The sequence below is a fragment of the Xanthomonas sp. 1678 genome (assembly GCF_031455575.1).
Classification (GTDB): domain Bacteria; phylum Pseudomonadota; class Gammaproteobacteria; order Xanthomonadales; family Xanthomonadaceae; genus Xanthomonas_A.
Genome location: NZ_JAVDSZ010000007.1, coordinates 112,682 through 127,060, shown reverse-complemented (window position 1 = coordinate 127,060; position 14,379 = coordinate 112,682). Strand labels below are relative to the sequence as shown.

Sequence of the window (14,379 nt, the reverse complement as noted above, 5' to 3'; positions counted from 1 at the left end):
CGCAGACGGCGCGGCATCCGACACCGACTGCTGAATCTTCGCGGCGGCGTGGTCAACGCGGCCGCTCCAAGCCCATCCTGCTCGCCACACCGGGCACGCGGCGCACCGCGCTGGCTTGACGGTCGCCGAACGGCTGGCCGAACCGGAGCGGGATCCCTCCCTGCGGCGCATGGCAAGCAATGGGCAAGCAACAAGCCTCTCGCCCGAGAGGGGCTGGGGTGAGGGTCGGGGGGCGAAATCCGCGGCCAAGGGCTGGAAGTCACGATGCCGCCCAGCACGTTGTGTGCGTTCAAGCACGGCCTACCATCGAATCGAACAAAGCGGCCGCCCGCGCCACCCGCGGCCGCAGCGGTTCAACCTGGCCAAGACGGCTGCTCACACTGGGGATGGGAATGCCGAAACAGGATCGTCGTTGGCTGATGCCGGTCGCGCTGGGACTTGCCCTCGCGGCGGCCGCACTGCACCTGGGCTGGGAATACACGCACGGCGGGGTCAAGAGCCACCACTTGCTCGACCGCGCCGACCTGCCCGCGATCTCCAACTGGTGGGGCTTGATCGTGCTTCCGCTGCTGGGCGCCCTGGCCGGACGGTCGGTCGGCCGCAGGGCGCACGCCAGCCCTTCGGCACTGCCGCGCGCGCTGGCCGCCTTCGTCGCGGCGCTCGCCGCGGGCGCGGCGCTGTCGGCGGCCTTCGTCGCCGGCAACGAGCCAGCGGCGTCGGCGCTGTTTCTGGCGATATTGGCCTCGGGCCTCGTGGTGCCCGCCTACCGCGCGGAGTACGGCTTCGGTTTCGTGCTCGGCATGACGTTCGTGTTCGGCTCGGTGCTTCCAGGCATCATCGCCCTGGTGGTGGCGGGGATCTCCGCTGCGGCCCATCGCATCGCATGGCCGGCGGCCATGTGGCTCGCCAGACGGGCACGGGGACGCGAATCGGGCGCCGGCGGATGAGGGCGAGCCTGGCGCCCAGGCGCGTTTCGCGCCGCGGCAGCGCCCGCCATAAGAAACATCCGTTTTAAAAACAACCGCAACCTCGCCGACGCCAGCGCGCGCCTGGGCGATACCCAGGGCCTGCTGCCGTACAGCGTGCCGATCGGCGCCGACGGCCGCATGGTCAAGCAGAAACTCGGCCCGTTCGCGCCGGGCGAAGTGCAGCACTGGGCGCGATAGCGGACTTCTTGGTTGAACGACCATCGCCACGACCGGCGCGATCGCGCTTGATCCGGCCTGGTCGCGGTCGGGGCTGAAGTCTCTTCTGCAGCGCATCCGGTCCGCTGGCCGCAATCCACCTGTAGGAGCGGCTTCAGCCGCGACAGGCACTACCAGTAAACCCGGTCGCGGCTGAAGCCGCTCCTACAGGGAATCGTCGCCTGGATCGGGATTGGGCTAGAGCGCCTGCCGCTGCGCCTCGCCGCCGACGCCGCCACCTGTAACCCGCGCCTGCCCCAGCGCCGCCAGCTCCGCGGCCAGGCGCTGCGCGCCGGCGCGCAGCTCCGGCACTGCGGTGATCTCCCACAGCACGCCGCGCAGCAGCGGCCCCAGGCAGTACAGGCCGGGGACCGGATGGCCGCTGCCGTCGCGCACCTGCAGGCGCGCGTCGACGACCAGCCCCAGGCCCAGCGGATCGGCCTGCAGCAGGCCGGCATCGCGCATCGACGCGACCAGCGGATGGCTGGTGCGGGCGACGTCGGTGTCCAGCCCGGTGGCGCGGATCAGCACGTCGAAGGTTTCGGTACGCGCGCTGCTGCTGGCGCGATCGCGGATCACCGCCTCCACCGCGTGTTCGCCCAGCCGCGCGCGCAGCAGGCGCCCGGCGCGGATGCGCAACTGGCCCTGCTGCTGCAGCTGCGCCAACGCGCTGGCCGCGGCCGGCGCCAGCCGATGCCGCGCCGCTTCCCAGTACGGACGCAGGTGGCGCAGGAAGCGCGCGCGCGCTGGCGGCGCCAGGCCCTGCCAGAACGGTTGCAGGTGCGGGCGCAACGCGTCCACCACGCTGCGCCAGTCCTCCACCACCGTGGTCAGCTGGCGCAGGCTGCGCACCAGCCCGGCCAGATCGTGGTGGCGCAGCGCCTGCGCCACGCTCGGCGGCAGCGTCACCGGCGCGCCCGGCACCGCCAGGTGCGCCTGCGGCGCCAGGCCGCGCCGCGACAACGCGGTGATCTGGCCGCGATGGCCGCGGCGGCGCAGGGTCAGCGCGACATCGGCCATGGTCAGGCCGGTGCCGACCAGCAACAGCCGCGCCTGCGGCGGCACCTCGTCCAGCACCCCGTCCTGCCACGGCCAGCCGATGTAGCGCCGGTGCACCGCCAGGCGCGGACCGATGCCCGGCAGCGCCGCCGGCGGCAGCGCGCCGATCGCCAGCACCACCACGTCGCTGACCACGTCCTCGCCGTTGGCCAGGAAGATGCGGAAGCCGTCCGGATCGCGCTCCACCGCCACCGCCTCCTCGGTCACCCGCGCCACCTCGACGGCCGACGCGGCCAGCGCCGCGTCCAGGTGCTGCTCCAGGTAGCGGCCGTAGCGCAGCCGCGGCAGGAATTCCAGGCGCTGCGCGGCATCGAGCTGCAAGGCGTCGGCGAACCCGCCCGGATCCTGCGGGTCCACGCCCAGGTCCTTGGCGCGCACGTTCAATAGATGTTCCGGGCGTGCCGCGCCGTAGGCGATGCCGCGGCCGAAGGTGTCGGCCACGCCGACGAGGGTGATGCGGCTGGCCGCTCCCCGGCTGGCCAACTCTGCGGCCAGCACGTTGCCGCAGAATCCTGCGCCGATGATCGCAATTCGCATGGCTCGCACTCTTGGCCGGTCGGGGCGTCCTTTGTGCCCGGGATGCCGGCCGCGGGTGTAAATCGCCGGTTAATGCGCGCGTTGCGGCGCATGCCGATCGGGCATCAGCACATGCGCCTGCTACATGAGCCGCGTCCGGCGGGCCTTCGCAACAGGGTCCGCGCGCTCGGCGCGTGGCCGTGGAAATGCACGATTGCCCGTACGAAGCGATCGTTTCTCGCATTGCCCAGGAAACACACCAAGGACACACACACGCCGGCGCGACGTCGACCTAATGAAGCCCTTCTTCGCCCAGCGCCTGCTGCACCGAAGGCCGCGCATGCACGCGCCGGTACCACGCTTCCAGATGCTGCAAGCCGTCGAAGTGGATGTCGGCCTTGTAGTGCGACGTCAGCCAGGGCGCCTGACCCCAGCCGGCCAGCGCGTACAGGTAGGCGTCGGCGACAGTGAAGGCGTCTCCCATCAGGAACCGGCGATCGGCGAGCTGCGCGTCGATCCAGGCGAAACGCTGCTCCAGCTTCGGCCGCGCGGTGTCCACGTACTGGCCGGCGAGCCGCGCATACAGCAGGGGAATGAAACCCTTGTGGATCTCGGTGCTCAGGAAGTTCAGCCACTCCTGGAGGCGATAGCGTTCCATGCTGCCATTGCGCGGCACCAGGCCCAGTTCCGGCTTGCGGTCGCCCAGGTACTGGACGATGGCGGGGCCTTCGCGCAGCACGCTGCCGTCGTCGAGTTCGAGCGCCGGCACGTAGCCCAGTGCATTGACCCGATGGAAATCCGCTCCGTCCTCGGCCAGGTGCGTCCTGTGGTCGACCTTCACCAGGGTCGCGGCGAGGCCGAGCTCGTGCAGCACGATATGCGCCGCGAGCGAGCAGGCGGCCGGGATGTAGTACAGCTTCATTGCGATCTCCAGAAACAGGCGGGACTGCCGGTCTCGGCGGAGCGGCCGCTGCATTCTAGGAACCGGGTATAAAAAAGGAAGAAGGCACTATAGTGTTGTATAGGTACATAATTTATACCTGGCGCCGAGTGCCGAGGAGCCCACATGAAAGACAACGTTTCCGGCTGCTCCGTGGAAGAGGCCATGCGCCTGCTGGGCGGAAGATGGCGGCTGTTGCTGGTGTCGTACCTGCTGGACGGGCCCAAGCGGTTCAACGTCCTGCGGCGCGACATTCCGGCGATCTCGCAACGGATGCTGACCCTGGATCTGAGAGCCCTGGAAGAAGCGGGCCTGGTCCAGCGCACCGTGTATCCGACCGTGCCGGTCAAGGTCGAGTACGCGCTGACCGAGGACGGTCGCCGCCTGGAGCCCGTGGTGGCGGTGATGAAGGAATTCGGGCTGTGGCTCAAGGCGCGGGCTGCCGGCTGAGCGGCGCGGGGCTGGCGGCTGGTGCGGGATCGGGGCGCCAGCGCTGGTGGCGGAAATGCGCGGTGCCATGCAGCATCGCGCTTCACCTTTCCGCGACCTGGAGCGGCACATCGTCTTCCCTCCTCGCCGGTTCGATCGCTGCGCTGGGACAGGATGAGCGACGGCAGGGACGATCCATCGCTTGCGTGCCCAAGTCGCCCCGGTGCATAGGGCGGCAGAACCAAACATCCGTTTAAAACATGCGCAACTTCGCCGAACTGGACAGTAATGCCGGCTTCGCGCAGACTGCCGCCCTTTCCGCTGCTTTGTCTTCCATGGCGCGACTGCTGCTGCTGCACGGCCCCAACCTCAACCTGCTCGGCAGCCGCGAGCCGGGGGTCTATGGGCACGCGACGCTGGCGCAGATCGATGCGGCGCTGCTGGCCCAGGCCAGCGCAGCAGGGCACCAGCTCGACAGCCTGCAGTCCAACGCCGAGCACGTGCTGGTGGAGCGGGTGCAGGCCGCGCGCGGCGACGGCACCGCCTTCATCCTGATCAACCCGGCCGCGTTCACCCACACCTCGGTGGCGCTGCGCGACGCGCTGGCGGCGGTGGCGATCCCGTTCATCGAGATCCACCTGTCCAACCCGCACAGCCGCGAGCCGTTCCGCCACCACAGCTATTTCAGCGACCACGCGGTCGGCGTGATCTGCGGCTTCGGCGCCGACAGCTACCGCTATGCGATGGACGCGGCGCTGGCCCGGCTGGGGACCAGCGCATGAGCCCTACCCCGCCTGCAGCGCGCGGCGCCCCTTCTTTTCGAGTTCGCCGGGCCGCGTGCCCGGTCTTTCCCCGATTCACCTCAAGAGGCCGTTATGGATCTCCGTAAAATCAAGAAGCTGATCGACCTGCTGGAAGAATCCAATCTCGCCGAGATCGAGATCAAGGAAGGCGAGGAAAGCGTGCGCCTGGCGCGCACGCCCACGGGCATGATGGCCAGTGCCCCGCAGTACGCCGCGCCGGCCCCCGCCGCGCCGCCGGCGGCCGCGCCGATGCCGATGAGCTCGCCCACCGAGGCCTCCACCGGCGGCACCGCCAAGCCCGGCAACGCCCTGCCCGAGGGCCACGTGCTGCGCGCGCCGATGGTCGGCACCTTCTACACCTCGCCGTCGCCGGATAAGCCCGCGTTCGTCAGCGTCGGCCAGGCGGTGAAGGCCGGCGAGACCCTGGCGATCATCGAGGCGATGAAGATGTTCAACCCGATCGAAGCCGACGTCTCCGGCACCATCGTCGCGATCCTCAGCGAGAGCGGCGTGCCGGTGGAGTTCGATCAGCCGTTGTTCGTGATTGGCTGAGCGGCCGGGATTGGGGATTCGTGATTTGGGATTCGCAACAGCGGCCGCACGAGCGCCTCACGGTGTGGCGCGACGCGATGGCGTTGGTCGAAGCCACCTACCATCTCACCCAGAACTTCCCCGATGCCGAACGCTTTGGACTGACCGCACAGATGCGGCGCGCGGCGATCAGCGTTCCCTCCAACATCGCGGAGGGCGCCGCACGGCGGTCCACTGCCGAGTACCTGCGTTATCTGTCGATGGCGCGAGGCTCGCTGGCCGAGCTGGATACGCAGATGCAGATCGCGGCACGGCTGCAGTTCGGTTCGCCGGACGCGGCAACCCTCGATCTCTTGAACCGCACCTTTTCCAGGCTCAACGCATTGATCCGCACGCTGGACGATTCGCGACATCTGCGCGAGCCCGGCGCCCTCTACGAATCCCCAATCTCGAATCCCGAATCCCATGCTCGATAAAGTCGTCATCGCCAATCGCGGCGAAATCGCGCTGCGCATCCTGCGCGCGTGCCATACGCTCGGCATCCGCACGGTCGCGGTGCACTCCACCGTCGACCGCAACCTCAAGCACGTGGCGATGGCCGACGAGTCGGTGTGCATCGGCCCGGCGTCCTCGGCCGAGAGCTACCTCAACATCCCGGCGCTGATCGCCGCGGCCGAGGTCACCGACGCGCAGGCCATCCATCCCGGCTACGGCTTCCTGTCGGAAAACGCCGACTTCGCCGAGCGCGTGGAGCAGTCCGGCTTCATCTTCATCGGGCCCAAGGCCGACACCATCCGCCTGATGGGCGACAAGGTTGAGGCGATCCGCGCGATGAAGGCCGCCGGCGTGCCGTGCGTGCCCGGCTCGGGCGGCCCACTGGGCGACGACATCGTCGCCAACACCAAGGTCGCGCGCGAGATCGGCTACCCGGTGATCATCAAGGCGGCCGGCGGCGGCGGCGGCCGCGGCATGCGCGTGGTGCATTCGGAGGCGGCGCTGAAGGCGGCGATCGAGACCACCAAGTCCGAGGCCAAGGCCGCTTTCAGCAACGACCAGGTGTACATGGAGAAGTTCCTGGAGAATCCGCGCCACGTGGAGATCCAGGTGCTGGCCGACGGCCAGGGCAACGCCATCCACCTGGGCGAGCGCGACTGCTCGATGCAGCGCCGCCACCAGAAGGTGGTGGAGGAAGCGCCGGCGCCGGGCATCAGCGAAGCGCTGCGCAACGAGATCGGCAAGGTCTGCGTGGACGCCTGCGTGCGCATCGGCTATCGCGGCGCCGGCACCTTCGAGTTCCTGTTCGAGAACGGCAGCTTCTACTTCATCGAAATGAACACGCGCATCCAGGTCGAGCACCCGGTCACCGAGCGCATCACCGGCATCGACCTGGTCTGCGAGCAGTTGCGCATCGCCGCCGGGCAGAAGCTGAGCATCAAGCAGAGCGACATCGTGCTGCGCGGCCATGCGATCGAGTGCCGCATCAATGCCGAGGACCCGGAGACGTTCATGCCCAACCCGGGCCTGATCACCGGCTTCCACCCGCCCGGCGGCCCCGGCGTGCGCGTGGACACGCACATCTACAGCGGCTACAAGGTGCCGCCGAACTACGACTCGATGATCGGCAAGCTGATCGTGCACGGCCCCGACCGTGACACCGCGATCGCGCGCATGCGCGTGGCGCTGAGCGAGATGGTGGTGGACGGGATCAAGACCAACATCCCGCTGCAGCAGCGGATCATGCGCGACAAGGGCTTCCAGGCCGGCGGGCAGAACATCCACTACCTGGAAAAGCGGCTGGCAGAGCGCAAGAACAAGTCGATCGCGTTGGTTTGAGAGCCGGGATTTGGGATTTGGGATTTCGGATTCGGGATTCGCAAATGCGGACCCGGGTCCTGATCCATTCCTGGTGATGGCAGGCGACCGGTTCTAGTCGCTGCCAGGACGCGCCTTGGGCAAGCCTTCGCCGGATGCGCGTTGCGCGGCAGATTGGCGATCGCATCCGGCCACTTCGGATTGCTCGCAGATGGCGTTGCAAAGCACTGCCATCGGCATCCCCGCCGCGTTTTGCGTCAGCGCTTGGCGTATTGGCTGGGCGCTTCGCCCACGTGGCGGCTGAAGGCGACGCTGAAGCTGCTGGTCGAGCCATAGCCGACGCGTTGCGCCACCTCGGCCACGTTCGATCCGCGCCGCAGCAGGTCCTTCGCCAGCTCCATGCGCCAGGCCAGCACGTACTCCATCGGCGGCACGCCGACGGTGCGGGCGAAGCGGTCGAAGAACGTGGAGCGCGACAATGCCGCCGCGCGTGCCAGCTCGCCCACCGTCCAGGCGTGGTCGATACGCCCGTGTATCTGCTTGAGCGCCGGCGCCAGCCGTGCGTCGCCCAGGCCGCGCAGCAGGCCCGGCGGCGCGCTGCCCGCCGTCGTCCAGCGCATGGCCTCGACCAGCAGCATCTCGACCAGCCGGGACAGCATGTAGTCGTTGCCCGGCTTCCGGTCCTGGTATTCCTCACCCACCATCTGCACCAGCTGCATCAGGCGGCCCGCGCCGCGCACGTGGACCAACGCCGGCAGCAGCGAGACCAGCAGCCCGGCATGGGCGCCGTCGAACTCGAACGCGCCGCCCAACGAGCGCATGTCCGGTGCGCCGTCCGGATCGCCATGGCGCCGTTCGCCCTGCCCGCCGGGGACGACCTTCGGATCGATGAACACCGGTGGCGCCGGCACCAGGCTGGAGAGCGTGAACGCCGGCGTGGTCGGCAGCAGCACGAAATCGCCGGCGCCGATCGTGACCGGCGCATGCCCGTCCACCGCCAGCACGGCGGTGCCTTCCAGGACGATGCAGAACCCCGGCTGCCCGTACTCGGCATAGCGCACCGCCCAGTTGCCCTTGCCGCTGATGAGGTTGGCGAACACCGCGCGGGGATGGAGCAGGCGGACGACGTCGGAAAGCGGATCGTGCATTTCGGACTTTGGCTAAAACAAAACGGATTCCGCATTATCGATCATCCGAGGCGGCCGGCCTATCGTTTCTTCCCGAGTCCACTCACTATTGGAGAACGAAATGAAGACCGTCCTGATCACTGGCTGCTCCTCCGGCTACGGCCTGGAAACCGCGCGCCACTTCCTGGCCCAAGGCTGGAACGTCGTGGCCACCATGCGCCAGCCGCACCCGGCGCTGCTGCCGGCCTCGCCCGAGCTGCGCCTGCTGGCGCTGGACGTGACCCAGCCCGACAGCATCGCGCGGGCGCTGCAGGCGGCCGGCCCCATCGACGCGCTCGTCAACAATGCCGGCATCGGGCTGTTCGGCGCGTTCGAGGCCACGCCGATGGCGACCGTGCGCGAAGTGTTCGAGACCAACACCTTCGGCGTCATGGCGATGTGCCAGGCCGCGATTCCCCAGTTCCGCGAGCGCGGCGCGGGCGTCATCGTCAACGTGACCTCCAGCGCCACGCTCGCGCCGTTCCCGCTGGTGGCCGCGTACACGGCGAGCAAGACCGCGGTGCAGGGCTTCACCGCGTCGCTGCGCCACGAACTGCAGGCGTTCGGCGTGCGAGTCAAGCTGGTGGAACCCGGCTACGGTCCGTCCACCCGGTTCACCGCCAACGGGCAGCAGCGCATGCAGGGCCTGATCCCCGACGCCTATGCGCCGTTTGCCCACGAAGTGTTCTCGCGCCTGGGCCAACCGGCGGCGGTGACCACGGCGAGCGACGTCGCCCAGGCGATCTGGCACGCGGCCAACGACGATTCCGAGCGACTGCATTTCCCGGCCGGCGCCGATGCCGTGGCGCTGTCCGAACAGCGCTAGCTGTACCGCGCGGCGCCGCGAGCGTTGGCACGTCAGGCAGCACTAACAGATCGGAACCGGAGACCCGCCTTTGCGAATCCCCAATCCCCAATCCCGGCTACTTTGCCTGGGTCCCCTGCACCGGCTCGGCGCCCAGGCTCGAGGTCGGGCTGACGATCATCACCGTCTCGGTCGAGCCGTCCGGCCAGACGATCTGGAAGGTGCTGCCGGGCGGCAGCGTGGAGAACGGCATGCCGCTGCGCGCGCGGTAGATCGCCGCGACCTGTGCGGCGCCGGCGCGGCGCAGGTCGGGCGCGGCATGCGCGGTGGTCAGCTCGACCTTGGACAGGCCGCGATAGCGCTGCTCGCTGGTGTCGATCAGCAGCAAGCCGGCCGCCGCCGCCGAGTAGGCGACCAGGGCCAGCACCCAGAACCAGAACTTGGCGCCGTGCAGCCATTGCCGGTATTTCATGAGCCTGCTCCTGTCCTGCCTACCAGACGGTTGACCATGTCGTTCATCGTGTCCGTGCCTTGCCGCGGCACCGCGGCGTCGAAAACAAAACTGCTGAAATCCTGGGTCGGGTCCTGCGCGCAGATCCCGCCGTTGGCGCAATAGCGAGTCATCAACTCGCTGTCCGGGCCGCAATCCAGCCCCAGCCGGCATGCCGCCAGTTGCCAGGCCAATTCGGTGAAGGCGGTGCCGGCGATGCGCTCGTCCAGGCTGTCGTCGCCGCTGGCGGCCAGGCCCATCGCCGGCGCCAGCGCCATGTATGCGTCCGGATCGCCGGAGGCGCGGACCCGTTCGACCAGGTCGCGCTTGTAGTCGGCCGACGGCTGCAGGGGCTGCCCCAGCGCCAGCAGCGCCGCCTCGGCGGCCAGGTTGCCGCCACGCGCGGCCTGCACGCGCTGGGCGACGATGGCCTGGCGGGTCAGGCCGTCGCCGGGCACGAAGCCGGCGCAGCGGCTGCCGACCCGCGCGCGCGCGGCGACCATGCGTGCCGAGGTCGGCAGCCGCGCCGCGTCGATCGCGCGGGTGTCGGCGGCGAAGCCGGCCGGGTCCATCGCATAGCCGGCGCAATAGTCGTAGATGCGGCTGAGCAGCCAGGACGCGTCGGCATCGCCCTGGGCCACGGCGGCGGACAGCTGCTGCGCCGAGCGGTACAGGTCGGGACTGCGCTCCAGCGCGGCGCGGCGGTCGAGCGGCAGCGCCTGCACCGACGTCGACCGCCGGCGGTCCTGGGTCGGCACCGCCACGGCGTCGGCCGTCGCCATTGCCGTGGCGGCGGCCGGCGCCGCCGGCGCGGCCACCAGCAGCGCGGCGCGATACGCGACCACGCCGAGCAGCAGCGCAGCGGGCGCCAGCAACAGCCAGGTTTTGCGAGACACGGCGAGGGACATGCGCGGAGGCGATGAGGGCGACAGGCGGCAATGGCGGCAAGCCCTTGGAACCGGCGGCCGCGCAATGTCGCAGTCTAGCGCAGCCGATGGCGGCCCACGACATACGGGAGCGGTCGCGGGGTGGGGCGGCGCCGCAGCCGAGCCGCTGCGGCGGTCGTCTAAGATGCGCGCTCATTCCTCCTCGTGCCCGACCGATGCCGTTCCTCGAACTGACTGTGCGCTGCACCGACGCCACCCAGCCCCGCTACGAGAACGCGCTGGAGGACGTCGGCGCGCTGGCGGTCACCCTGCTCGACGCCGAGGCCGACACCAGCAACGAGCGCGCGATCCTGGAACCGGGCGTCGGCGAGACCCCGCTGTGGGGCACGCTGGTGCTCAGCGCGCTGTTTCCCGCCGAGCAGGACGCGTTGCTGCTGCTGGCCGCGCTGGATGCGTTCGACCCGGGCCTGGACTGGGCCCAGGCCACGTTCCGCAAGGTCGACGACCAGGACTGGGAACGCGCCTGGCTGGACCAGTTCCAGCCGATGCGCTTCGGCGCGCGCACCTTCATCGTGCCGTGGAACCACGACCTGCCGGAGGAGGCGCGCGGCGCCGATGCCGCGGTGGTGCGGCTGGACCCGGGCCTGGCGTTCGGTTCCGGCACCCACCCGACCACCGCGCTGTGCCTGCGCTGGCTCGACGCCCTGGCCGCCGACGGCGCCCTGGCGCAGGCGCGCGTGCTGGACTTCGGCTGCGGCTCCGGGATCCTGGCGCTGGCCGCGCTGAAGCTGGGCGCGGCCGCGGCGGTGGGCGTGGACAACGACCCGCAGGCGCTGCTGGCCACGCACGACAACGCCGAGCGCAACGCGGTCGGCGCGCGCCTGGCCGTGCACCTGCCGGCCGACGAGCCGCCGGCGACCTACCCGGTGGTGGTCGCCAACATCCTCGCCTCGGCGCTGGACGCGCTGGCGCCGACCCTGGCCGAACGGGTGGCGCCGGGCGGGCGCATCGCCCTGTCCGGCATCCTGCACGGCCAGGAACAGGAGCTGCTGCAGCGCTACGCACCGTGGTTCGAGCAGCTGCGCAGCGAACAGGACGGCGACTGGATGCGCATCGACGGCGTGCGCCGCGGCTGAGGCCGGCACGCCGCCGTTGCCCTGGCCGTGCGGGCCGGTACGTTCAGCGCCGCCCTGCAGCCAGACTGCGGATCGCCACCGTCAGCAGCGCCGCCTCGGCGTGGATCGCCAGCACCCGCGCGCGCGGCCGCCAGCCCTGTGCGCGCAGGCGGCGTTCGTGCCAGCGATGGCCGCGCCACGCCTGCGGCAGCCGCCAGGCCAGCTCCAGTGCCAAGGCGAACACCGCCGACAGGCCCAGCGCCTGCACCAGGACGATCCAGGCCGCGACGTGCGGCAGCAGCCATAGCGCCACCGGCAGCCGCGCCGGCGGCGCGGGCGGATACGGCAGCGCGAACACCTGCCACGACCAGCCCTGCCTGACCGCGCGGCGGCCGTCGCCAGCGTCGGCCCAGATCCGGTAGCGGCGCACGCCGATCCCCGGCGGCGGCCGCGGGCGGCGCTGCGCGCACAGCGGCGCGCGGGCGAAACGGGGGTGGCGGGCGTCCCGCGGGTGGGCATCCTGCATGTGCATCGGCGCGTCCTGGTCCATGGCAGCGGTCGGTCTGGGCGATCCCTGGCGGACGGCGCGCATCTTCACCACGCCCACCCGTCACGGTTGACAGTATCAACAACAAAGCGGCGATTGAAAGCCGTACGAACCAACTTCTCCAGTCGACGCGGCTATATCTCGCCTCCCCTGCGGAGGTGAGCGTGAGCAGCAAGCTGTACGAACGGGTGCGCGAGGCGCGCAAGCTGACCGGTCTCACCCAGGAAGCGCTGGCGCTGGACCTGGCGGTGACCCGCAGCGCCGTGGCGCAGTGGGAAATGGCCGACGGCACCGCGCCGGCGGTGGAGCACCTGATCGCCCTGGCCCGCCGCAGCGGGCTGACCTTCGAATACCTGGCCACCGGCCGCGGCGAACGCGTGTTCGGCGAACCGCTGTCCGTGGCCGAGGAAGCCGCGCACTACCGGCAGCTGTCCGACCAGCAGGCGCGCCTGCTCGACGGCTTCGAGACCCTGAGCCCGCGCCAGCGCGCCGGCCTGCTGGACCTGATCGGCGCCGGCAGGAAGCGGCGCTGAGCGGCACAGACCCAAGCCGCCTCCGCGCGCCCTTGTAGGAGCGGCTTCAGCCGCGACACGGAGCTGACCGGAGTGCCTGTCGCGGCTGAAGCCGCTCCTACAGGACGCGGGAACGCCGCCCGGCCCTGCAGCCCGTTCCCGCGCGTGCTTGAATAGCGCTCTCGTTGCCGCCGCCGTCGTCCCCGCGCATGCCCGATCCCACTCCGCCCCACCCCAGCCTCGCGACCCTGCTGCGCCAGCCCGATCGGCCTGCGCCGGAGCAGGCCGATGCCGCCGCGCCGGCGGACGCGGACGCGGACCCGGGCGCGAGCGCCAGCGCAGGCGAGACGAGCGGTCCCGGCACCGGCACCGACGCTGCGCCCCACGCCGAACCCGCGCCGGCACCTCCGTCCGCATCTGCGCTGGTGCCCCAGGCGGAGGCTGAGGCGGACACGGACGCATCGCTCGCCGCTACGCCGTCACCGCCCGCTTCCGAGGCCAGCGATTCGAGCGCGCCGCGCGCAGGCGCATCGGCTTACGAAGCGGAGCCGGCCCTGGAGCAAGACCCCGAGCCCGAGCCGACGCCAGCGCCAGAACCGGCCCTCGCGTCCGCCACGACGCCCATCGCGCCCAGCTTCATGCAGCCCAGCGCGCCACGCCGGCCGGTGTTGCGCGCTGCGCCATGGCAATGGATCGCGCTGGCTGGGCTGGGCCTGCTGCTGGCGCTGCAGATCCTGATCGCCGACCGGCAAAGGCTGGGCGCCGACGCGCGCTGGCGGCCCTGGGTGGCCGGCGTGTGCCAGGTGCTGCGCTGCAGCCTGCCGCCGTGGCGCGAGCCGAGCGCGTTCACCATGCTCAGCCGCGAAGTGCGGCCGCTGCCCGGCCGCGCCGGCACGCTGCAGATCCAGGCCACGTTCCGCAACGACGCACGCTGGGCGCAGGCCTGGCCGCTGCTGCAACTGTCGCTGGCCGACGCCGACGGCCGCACCATCGGCAGCCGCGTGCTGCGCCCGGAGGAGTACCTGGGCCGCACCCGCCCCGACGCGGCGACGCTGGCGCCCGGGCAGAGCGCGCAGGTGGCGTTCCAGGTGCGCGAACCGGCGGCGGAGACCGCGGCATTCAGCTTCGAGTTCCACTGAAACGCTGTGGCACCACGATCCGCGATGGCAGCCGGGCAGGCCACGCGCTAGACTCGTCCCCCCGCGCCGGCCCTCCAGCCCTCCGGCGCCGCCGTCATCCGGGGACCCGTCGAACTTGAACGCTGCCACCACTCGTCCTGACTCCAGTCGCGGCGCGCCGAAGCCGCCGCTGCGCGAACACGTGGCGCAGTCCGTGCGCCGCTACCTGCGCGACCTCGATGGCTGCGACGCCGACGACGTGTACGAGATCGTGCTGCGCGAGATGGAGATCCCGCTGTTCGTGGAAGTGCTCAACCACTGCGAAGGCAACCAGAGCCGCGCCGCGGCGATGCTCGGCATCCATCGCGCGACCTTGCGCAAGAAGCTGAAGGAATATGGATTGGCGTGAGGCGGGGACCGGGGACCGGGGACCGGGGACCGGGGACCGGGGACCGGGGACCGCAG

General features: G+C 70.6%; 17 protein-coding genes and 1 pseudogene. 12 read left to right on the top strand and 6 right to left on the bottom strand.

All coding sequences use genetic code 11. From position 1 onward, the window contains the following. Window positions 1-419 precede the first annotated feature (419 nt). Complete coding sequence (locus tag J2Y70_RS13995) at window positions 420-947, top strand: hypothetical protein (RefSeq protein ID WP_309918626.1); 528 nt, start codon at window positions 420-422, stop codon at window positions 945-947. Window positions 948-1,034: 87 nt separating this feature from the next. Further along, a pseudogene (locus J2Y70_RS13990) lies at window positions 1,035-1,166 on the top strand (TlpA family protein disulfide reductase); the annotation flags it as partial. 216 nt (window positions 1,167-1,382) lie between these two features. Here the strand turns inward: J2Y70_RS13990 and J2Y70_RS13985 are convergent. Both J2Y70_RS13985 and gstA read right to left on the bottom strand, forming a co-directional pair. Beyond that, window positions 1,383-2,780 (bottom strand): FAD/NAD(P)-binding protein, encoded by a 1,398-nt coding sequence (locus tag J2Y70_RS13985; protein WP_309918624.1) that lies wholly within the window; start codon window positions 2,778-2,780, stop codon window positions 1,383-1,385. 271 nt (window positions 2,781-3,051) lie between these two features. Next, window positions 3,052-3,681, bottom strand: a complete 630-nt coding sequence (gstA, locus tag J2Y70_RS13980) for a glutathione transferase GstA (RefSeq protein ID WP_309918621.1) — start codon at window positions 3,679-3,681, stop codon at window positions 3,052-3,054. A 144-nt stretch (window positions 3,682-3,825) separates the two neighbouring features. Here gstA and J2Y70_RS13975 point away from each other — a divergent pair, with 144 nt between their 5' ends. From J2Y70_RS13975 to accC, 5 genes are all read left to right on the top strand, one after another. After that, the gene (locus J2Y70_RS13975) at window positions 3,826-4,149 is read left to right on the top strand and encodes a helix-turn-helix domain-containing protein (RefSeq protein WP_309918618.1); all 324 of its coding nucleotides are present in this window, start codon (window positions 3,826-3,828) and stop codon (window positions 4,147-4,149) included. 314 nt (window positions 4,150-4,463) lie between these two features. Beyond that, entirely contained in the window at window positions 4,464-4,910 is a 447-nt protein-coding gene (aroQ, locus tag J2Y70_RS13970) for a type II 3-dehydroquinate dehydratase (protein ID WP_309918616.1), read from the top strand. 93 nt (window positions 4,911-5,003) lie between these two features. Next, window positions 5,004-5,483: an acetyl-CoA carboxylase biotin carboxyl carrier protein gene (gene accB, locus J2Y70_RS13965; protein WP_263396949.1), complete on the top strand. Its 480-nt coding sequence runs from the start codon at window positions 5,004-5,006 to the stop codon at window positions 5,481-5,483. 20 nt (window positions 5,484-5,503) lie between these two features. After that, entirely contained in the window at window positions 5,504-5,938 is a 435-nt protein-coding gene (locus J2Y70_RS13960; RefSeq protein ID WP_309918612.1) for a four helix bundle protein, read from the top strand. After that, window positions 5,928-7,295, top strand: a complete 1,368-nt coding sequence (gene accC, locus J2Y70_RS13955; RefSeq protein WP_263396948.1) for an acetyl-CoA carboxylase biotin carboxylase subunit — start codon at window positions 5,928-5,930, stop codon at window positions 7,293-7,295. The genes J2Y70_RS13960 and accC overlap by 11 nt, the downstream gene beginning before the upstream one ends. A 236-nt stretch (window positions 7,296-7,531) precedes the next feature. On the opposite strand, the gene J2Y70_RS13950 is transcribed toward accC, so the two are convergent. Continuing rightward, the gene (locus tag J2Y70_RS13950) at window positions 7,532-8,422 is read right to left on the bottom strand and encodes an AraC family transcriptional regulator (RefSeq protein WP_309918608.1); all 891 of its coding nucleotides are present in this window, start codon (window positions 8,420-8,422) and stop codon (window positions 7,532-7,534) included. Window positions 8,423-8,522: 100 nt separating this feature from the next. Between J2Y70_RS13950 and J2Y70_RS13945 the strand changes: the two genes are divergently transcribed. After that, window positions 8,523-9,266 (top strand): SDR family oxidoreductase, encoded by a 744-nt coding sequence (locus J2Y70_RS13945; protein ID WP_309918605.1) that lies wholly within the window; start codon window positions 8,523-8,525, stop codon window positions 9,264-9,266. A gap of 97 nt (window positions 9,267-9,363) precedes the next feature. Here J2Y70_RS13945 and J2Y70_RS13940 read toward each other — a convergent pair whose 3' ends face one another. Together J2Y70_RS13940 and J2Y70_RS13935 are read right to left on the bottom strand one after the other, a co-directional pair. Further along, on the bottom strand, window positions 9,364-9,717 hold the full coding sequence (locus J2Y70_RS13940; protein ID WP_263396945.1) for a hypothetical protein: 354 nt from the start codon (window positions 9,715-9,717) through the stop codon (window positions 9,364-9,366). Beyond that, window positions 9,714-10,643 carry a hypothetical protein gene (locus J2Y70_RS13935; RefSeq protein WP_309918602.1) on the bottom strand — a complete coding sequence of 310 codons (930 nt, stop codon included), beginning with the start codon at window positions 10,641-10,643 and terminating at the stop codon, window positions 9,714-9,716. The genes J2Y70_RS13940 and J2Y70_RS13935 overlap by 4 nt, the downstream gene beginning before the upstream one ends. Before the next feature lie 194 nt (window positions 10,644-10,837). Between J2Y70_RS13935 and prmA the strand changes: the two genes are divergently transcribed. Next, a complete protein-coding gene (gene prmA, locus J2Y70_RS13930) occupies window positions 10,838-11,758 on the top strand; it encodes a 50S ribosomal protein L11 methyltransferase (protein WP_309918599.1) in 921 nt (306 codons plus the stop codon). 43 nt (window positions 11,759-11,801) lie between these two features. On the opposite strand, the gene J2Y70_RS13925 is transcribed toward prmA, so the two are convergent. Further along, the gene (locus tag J2Y70_RS13925) at window positions 11,802-12,287 is read right to left on the bottom strand and encodes a hypothetical protein (protein ID WP_309918596.1); all 486 of its coding nucleotides are present in this window, start codon (window positions 12,285-12,287) and stop codon (window positions 11,802-11,804) included. 161 nt (window positions 12,288-12,448) lie between these two features. On the opposite strand from J2Y70_RS13925, the gene J2Y70_RS13920 reads away from it, so the two are divergent. From J2Y70_RS13920 to fis, 3 genes are all read left to right on the top strand, one after another. Next, window positions 12,449-12,817: a helix-turn-helix transcriptional regulator gene (locus J2Y70_RS13920; RefSeq protein WP_263396941.1), complete on the top strand. Its 369-nt coding sequence runs from the start codon at window positions 12,449-12,451 to the stop codon at window positions 12,815-12,817. 617 nt (window positions 12,818-13,434) lie between these two features. Then, window positions 13,435-13,935 carry a DUF3426 domain-containing protein gene (locus J2Y70_RS13915; protein ID WP_309918592.1) on the top strand — a complete coding sequence of 167 codons (501 nt, stop codon included), beginning with the start codon at window positions 13,435-13,437 and terminating at the stop codon, window positions 13,933-13,935. A 115-nt stretch (window positions 13,936-14,050) separates the two neighbouring features. After that, window positions 14,051-14,323 (top strand): DNA-binding transcriptional regulator Fis, encoded by a 273-nt coding sequence (gene fis / locus J2Y70_RS13910; RefSeq protein WP_003471008.1) that lies wholly within the window; start codon window positions 14,051-14,053, stop codon window positions 14,321-14,323. The last annotated feature ends 56 nt before the right edge of the window (window positions 14,324-14,379 follow it).

Bases quoted from the DNA above. Each gene is read 5' to 3' on its own strand.
- J2Y70_RS13995 (WP_309918626.1), top strand. From the start codon at position 420: ATGCCGGTCGCGCTGGGACTTGCCCTCGCGGCGGCCGCACTGCACCTG.
- J2Y70_RS13985 (WP_309918624.1), bottom strand. From the start codon at position 2,780: ATGCGAATTGCGATCATCGGCGCAGGATTCTGCGGCAACGTGCTGGCC.
- gstA (WP_309918621.1), bottom strand. From the start codon at position 3,681: ATGAAGCTGTACTACATCCCGGCCGCCTGCTCGCTCGCGGCGCATATC.
- J2Y70_RS13975 (WP_309918618.1), top strand. From the start codon at position 3,826: ATGAAAGACAACGTTTCCGGCTGCTCCGTGGAAGAGGCCATGCGCCTG.
- aroQ (WP_309918616.1), top strand. From the start codon at position 4,464: ATGGCGCGACTGCTGCTGCTGCACGGCCCCAACCTCAACCTGCTCGGC.
- accB (WP_263396949.1), top strand. From the start codon at position 5,004: ATGGATCTCCGTAAAATCAAGAAGCTGATCGACCTGCTGGAAGAATCC.
- accC (WP_263396948.1), top strand. From the start codon at position 5,928: ATGCTCGATAAAGTCGTCATCGCCAATCGCGGCGAAATCGCGCTGCGC.
- J2Y70_RS13950 (WP_309918608.1), bottom strand. From the start codon at position 8,422: ATGCACGATCCGCTTTCCGACGTCGTCCGCCTGCTCCATCCCCGCGCG.
- J2Y70_RS13945 (WP_309918605.1), top strand. From the start codon at position 8,523: ATGAAGACCGTCCTGATCACTGGCTGCTCCTCCGGCTACGGCCTGGAA.
- J2Y70_RS13940 (WP_263396945.1), bottom strand. From the start codon at position 9,717: ATGAAATACCGGCAATGGCTGCACGGCGCCAAGTTCTGGTTCTGGGTG.
- J2Y70_RS13935 (WP_309918602.1), bottom strand. From the start codon at position 10,643: ATGTCCCTCGCCGTGTCTCGCAAAACCTGGCTGTTGCTGGCGCCCGCT.
- prmA (WP_309918599.1), top strand. From the start codon at position 10,838: ATGCCGTTCCTCGAACTGACTGTGCGCTGCACCGACGCCACCCAGCCC.
- J2Y70_RS13925 (WP_309918596.1), bottom strand. From the start codon at position 12,287: ATGGACCAGGACGCGCCGATGCACATGCAGGATGCCCACCCGCGGGAC.
- J2Y70_RS13915 (WP_309918592.1), top strand. From the start codon at position 13,435: ATGCAGCCCAGCGCGCCACGCCGGCCGGTGTTGCGCGCTGCGCCATGG.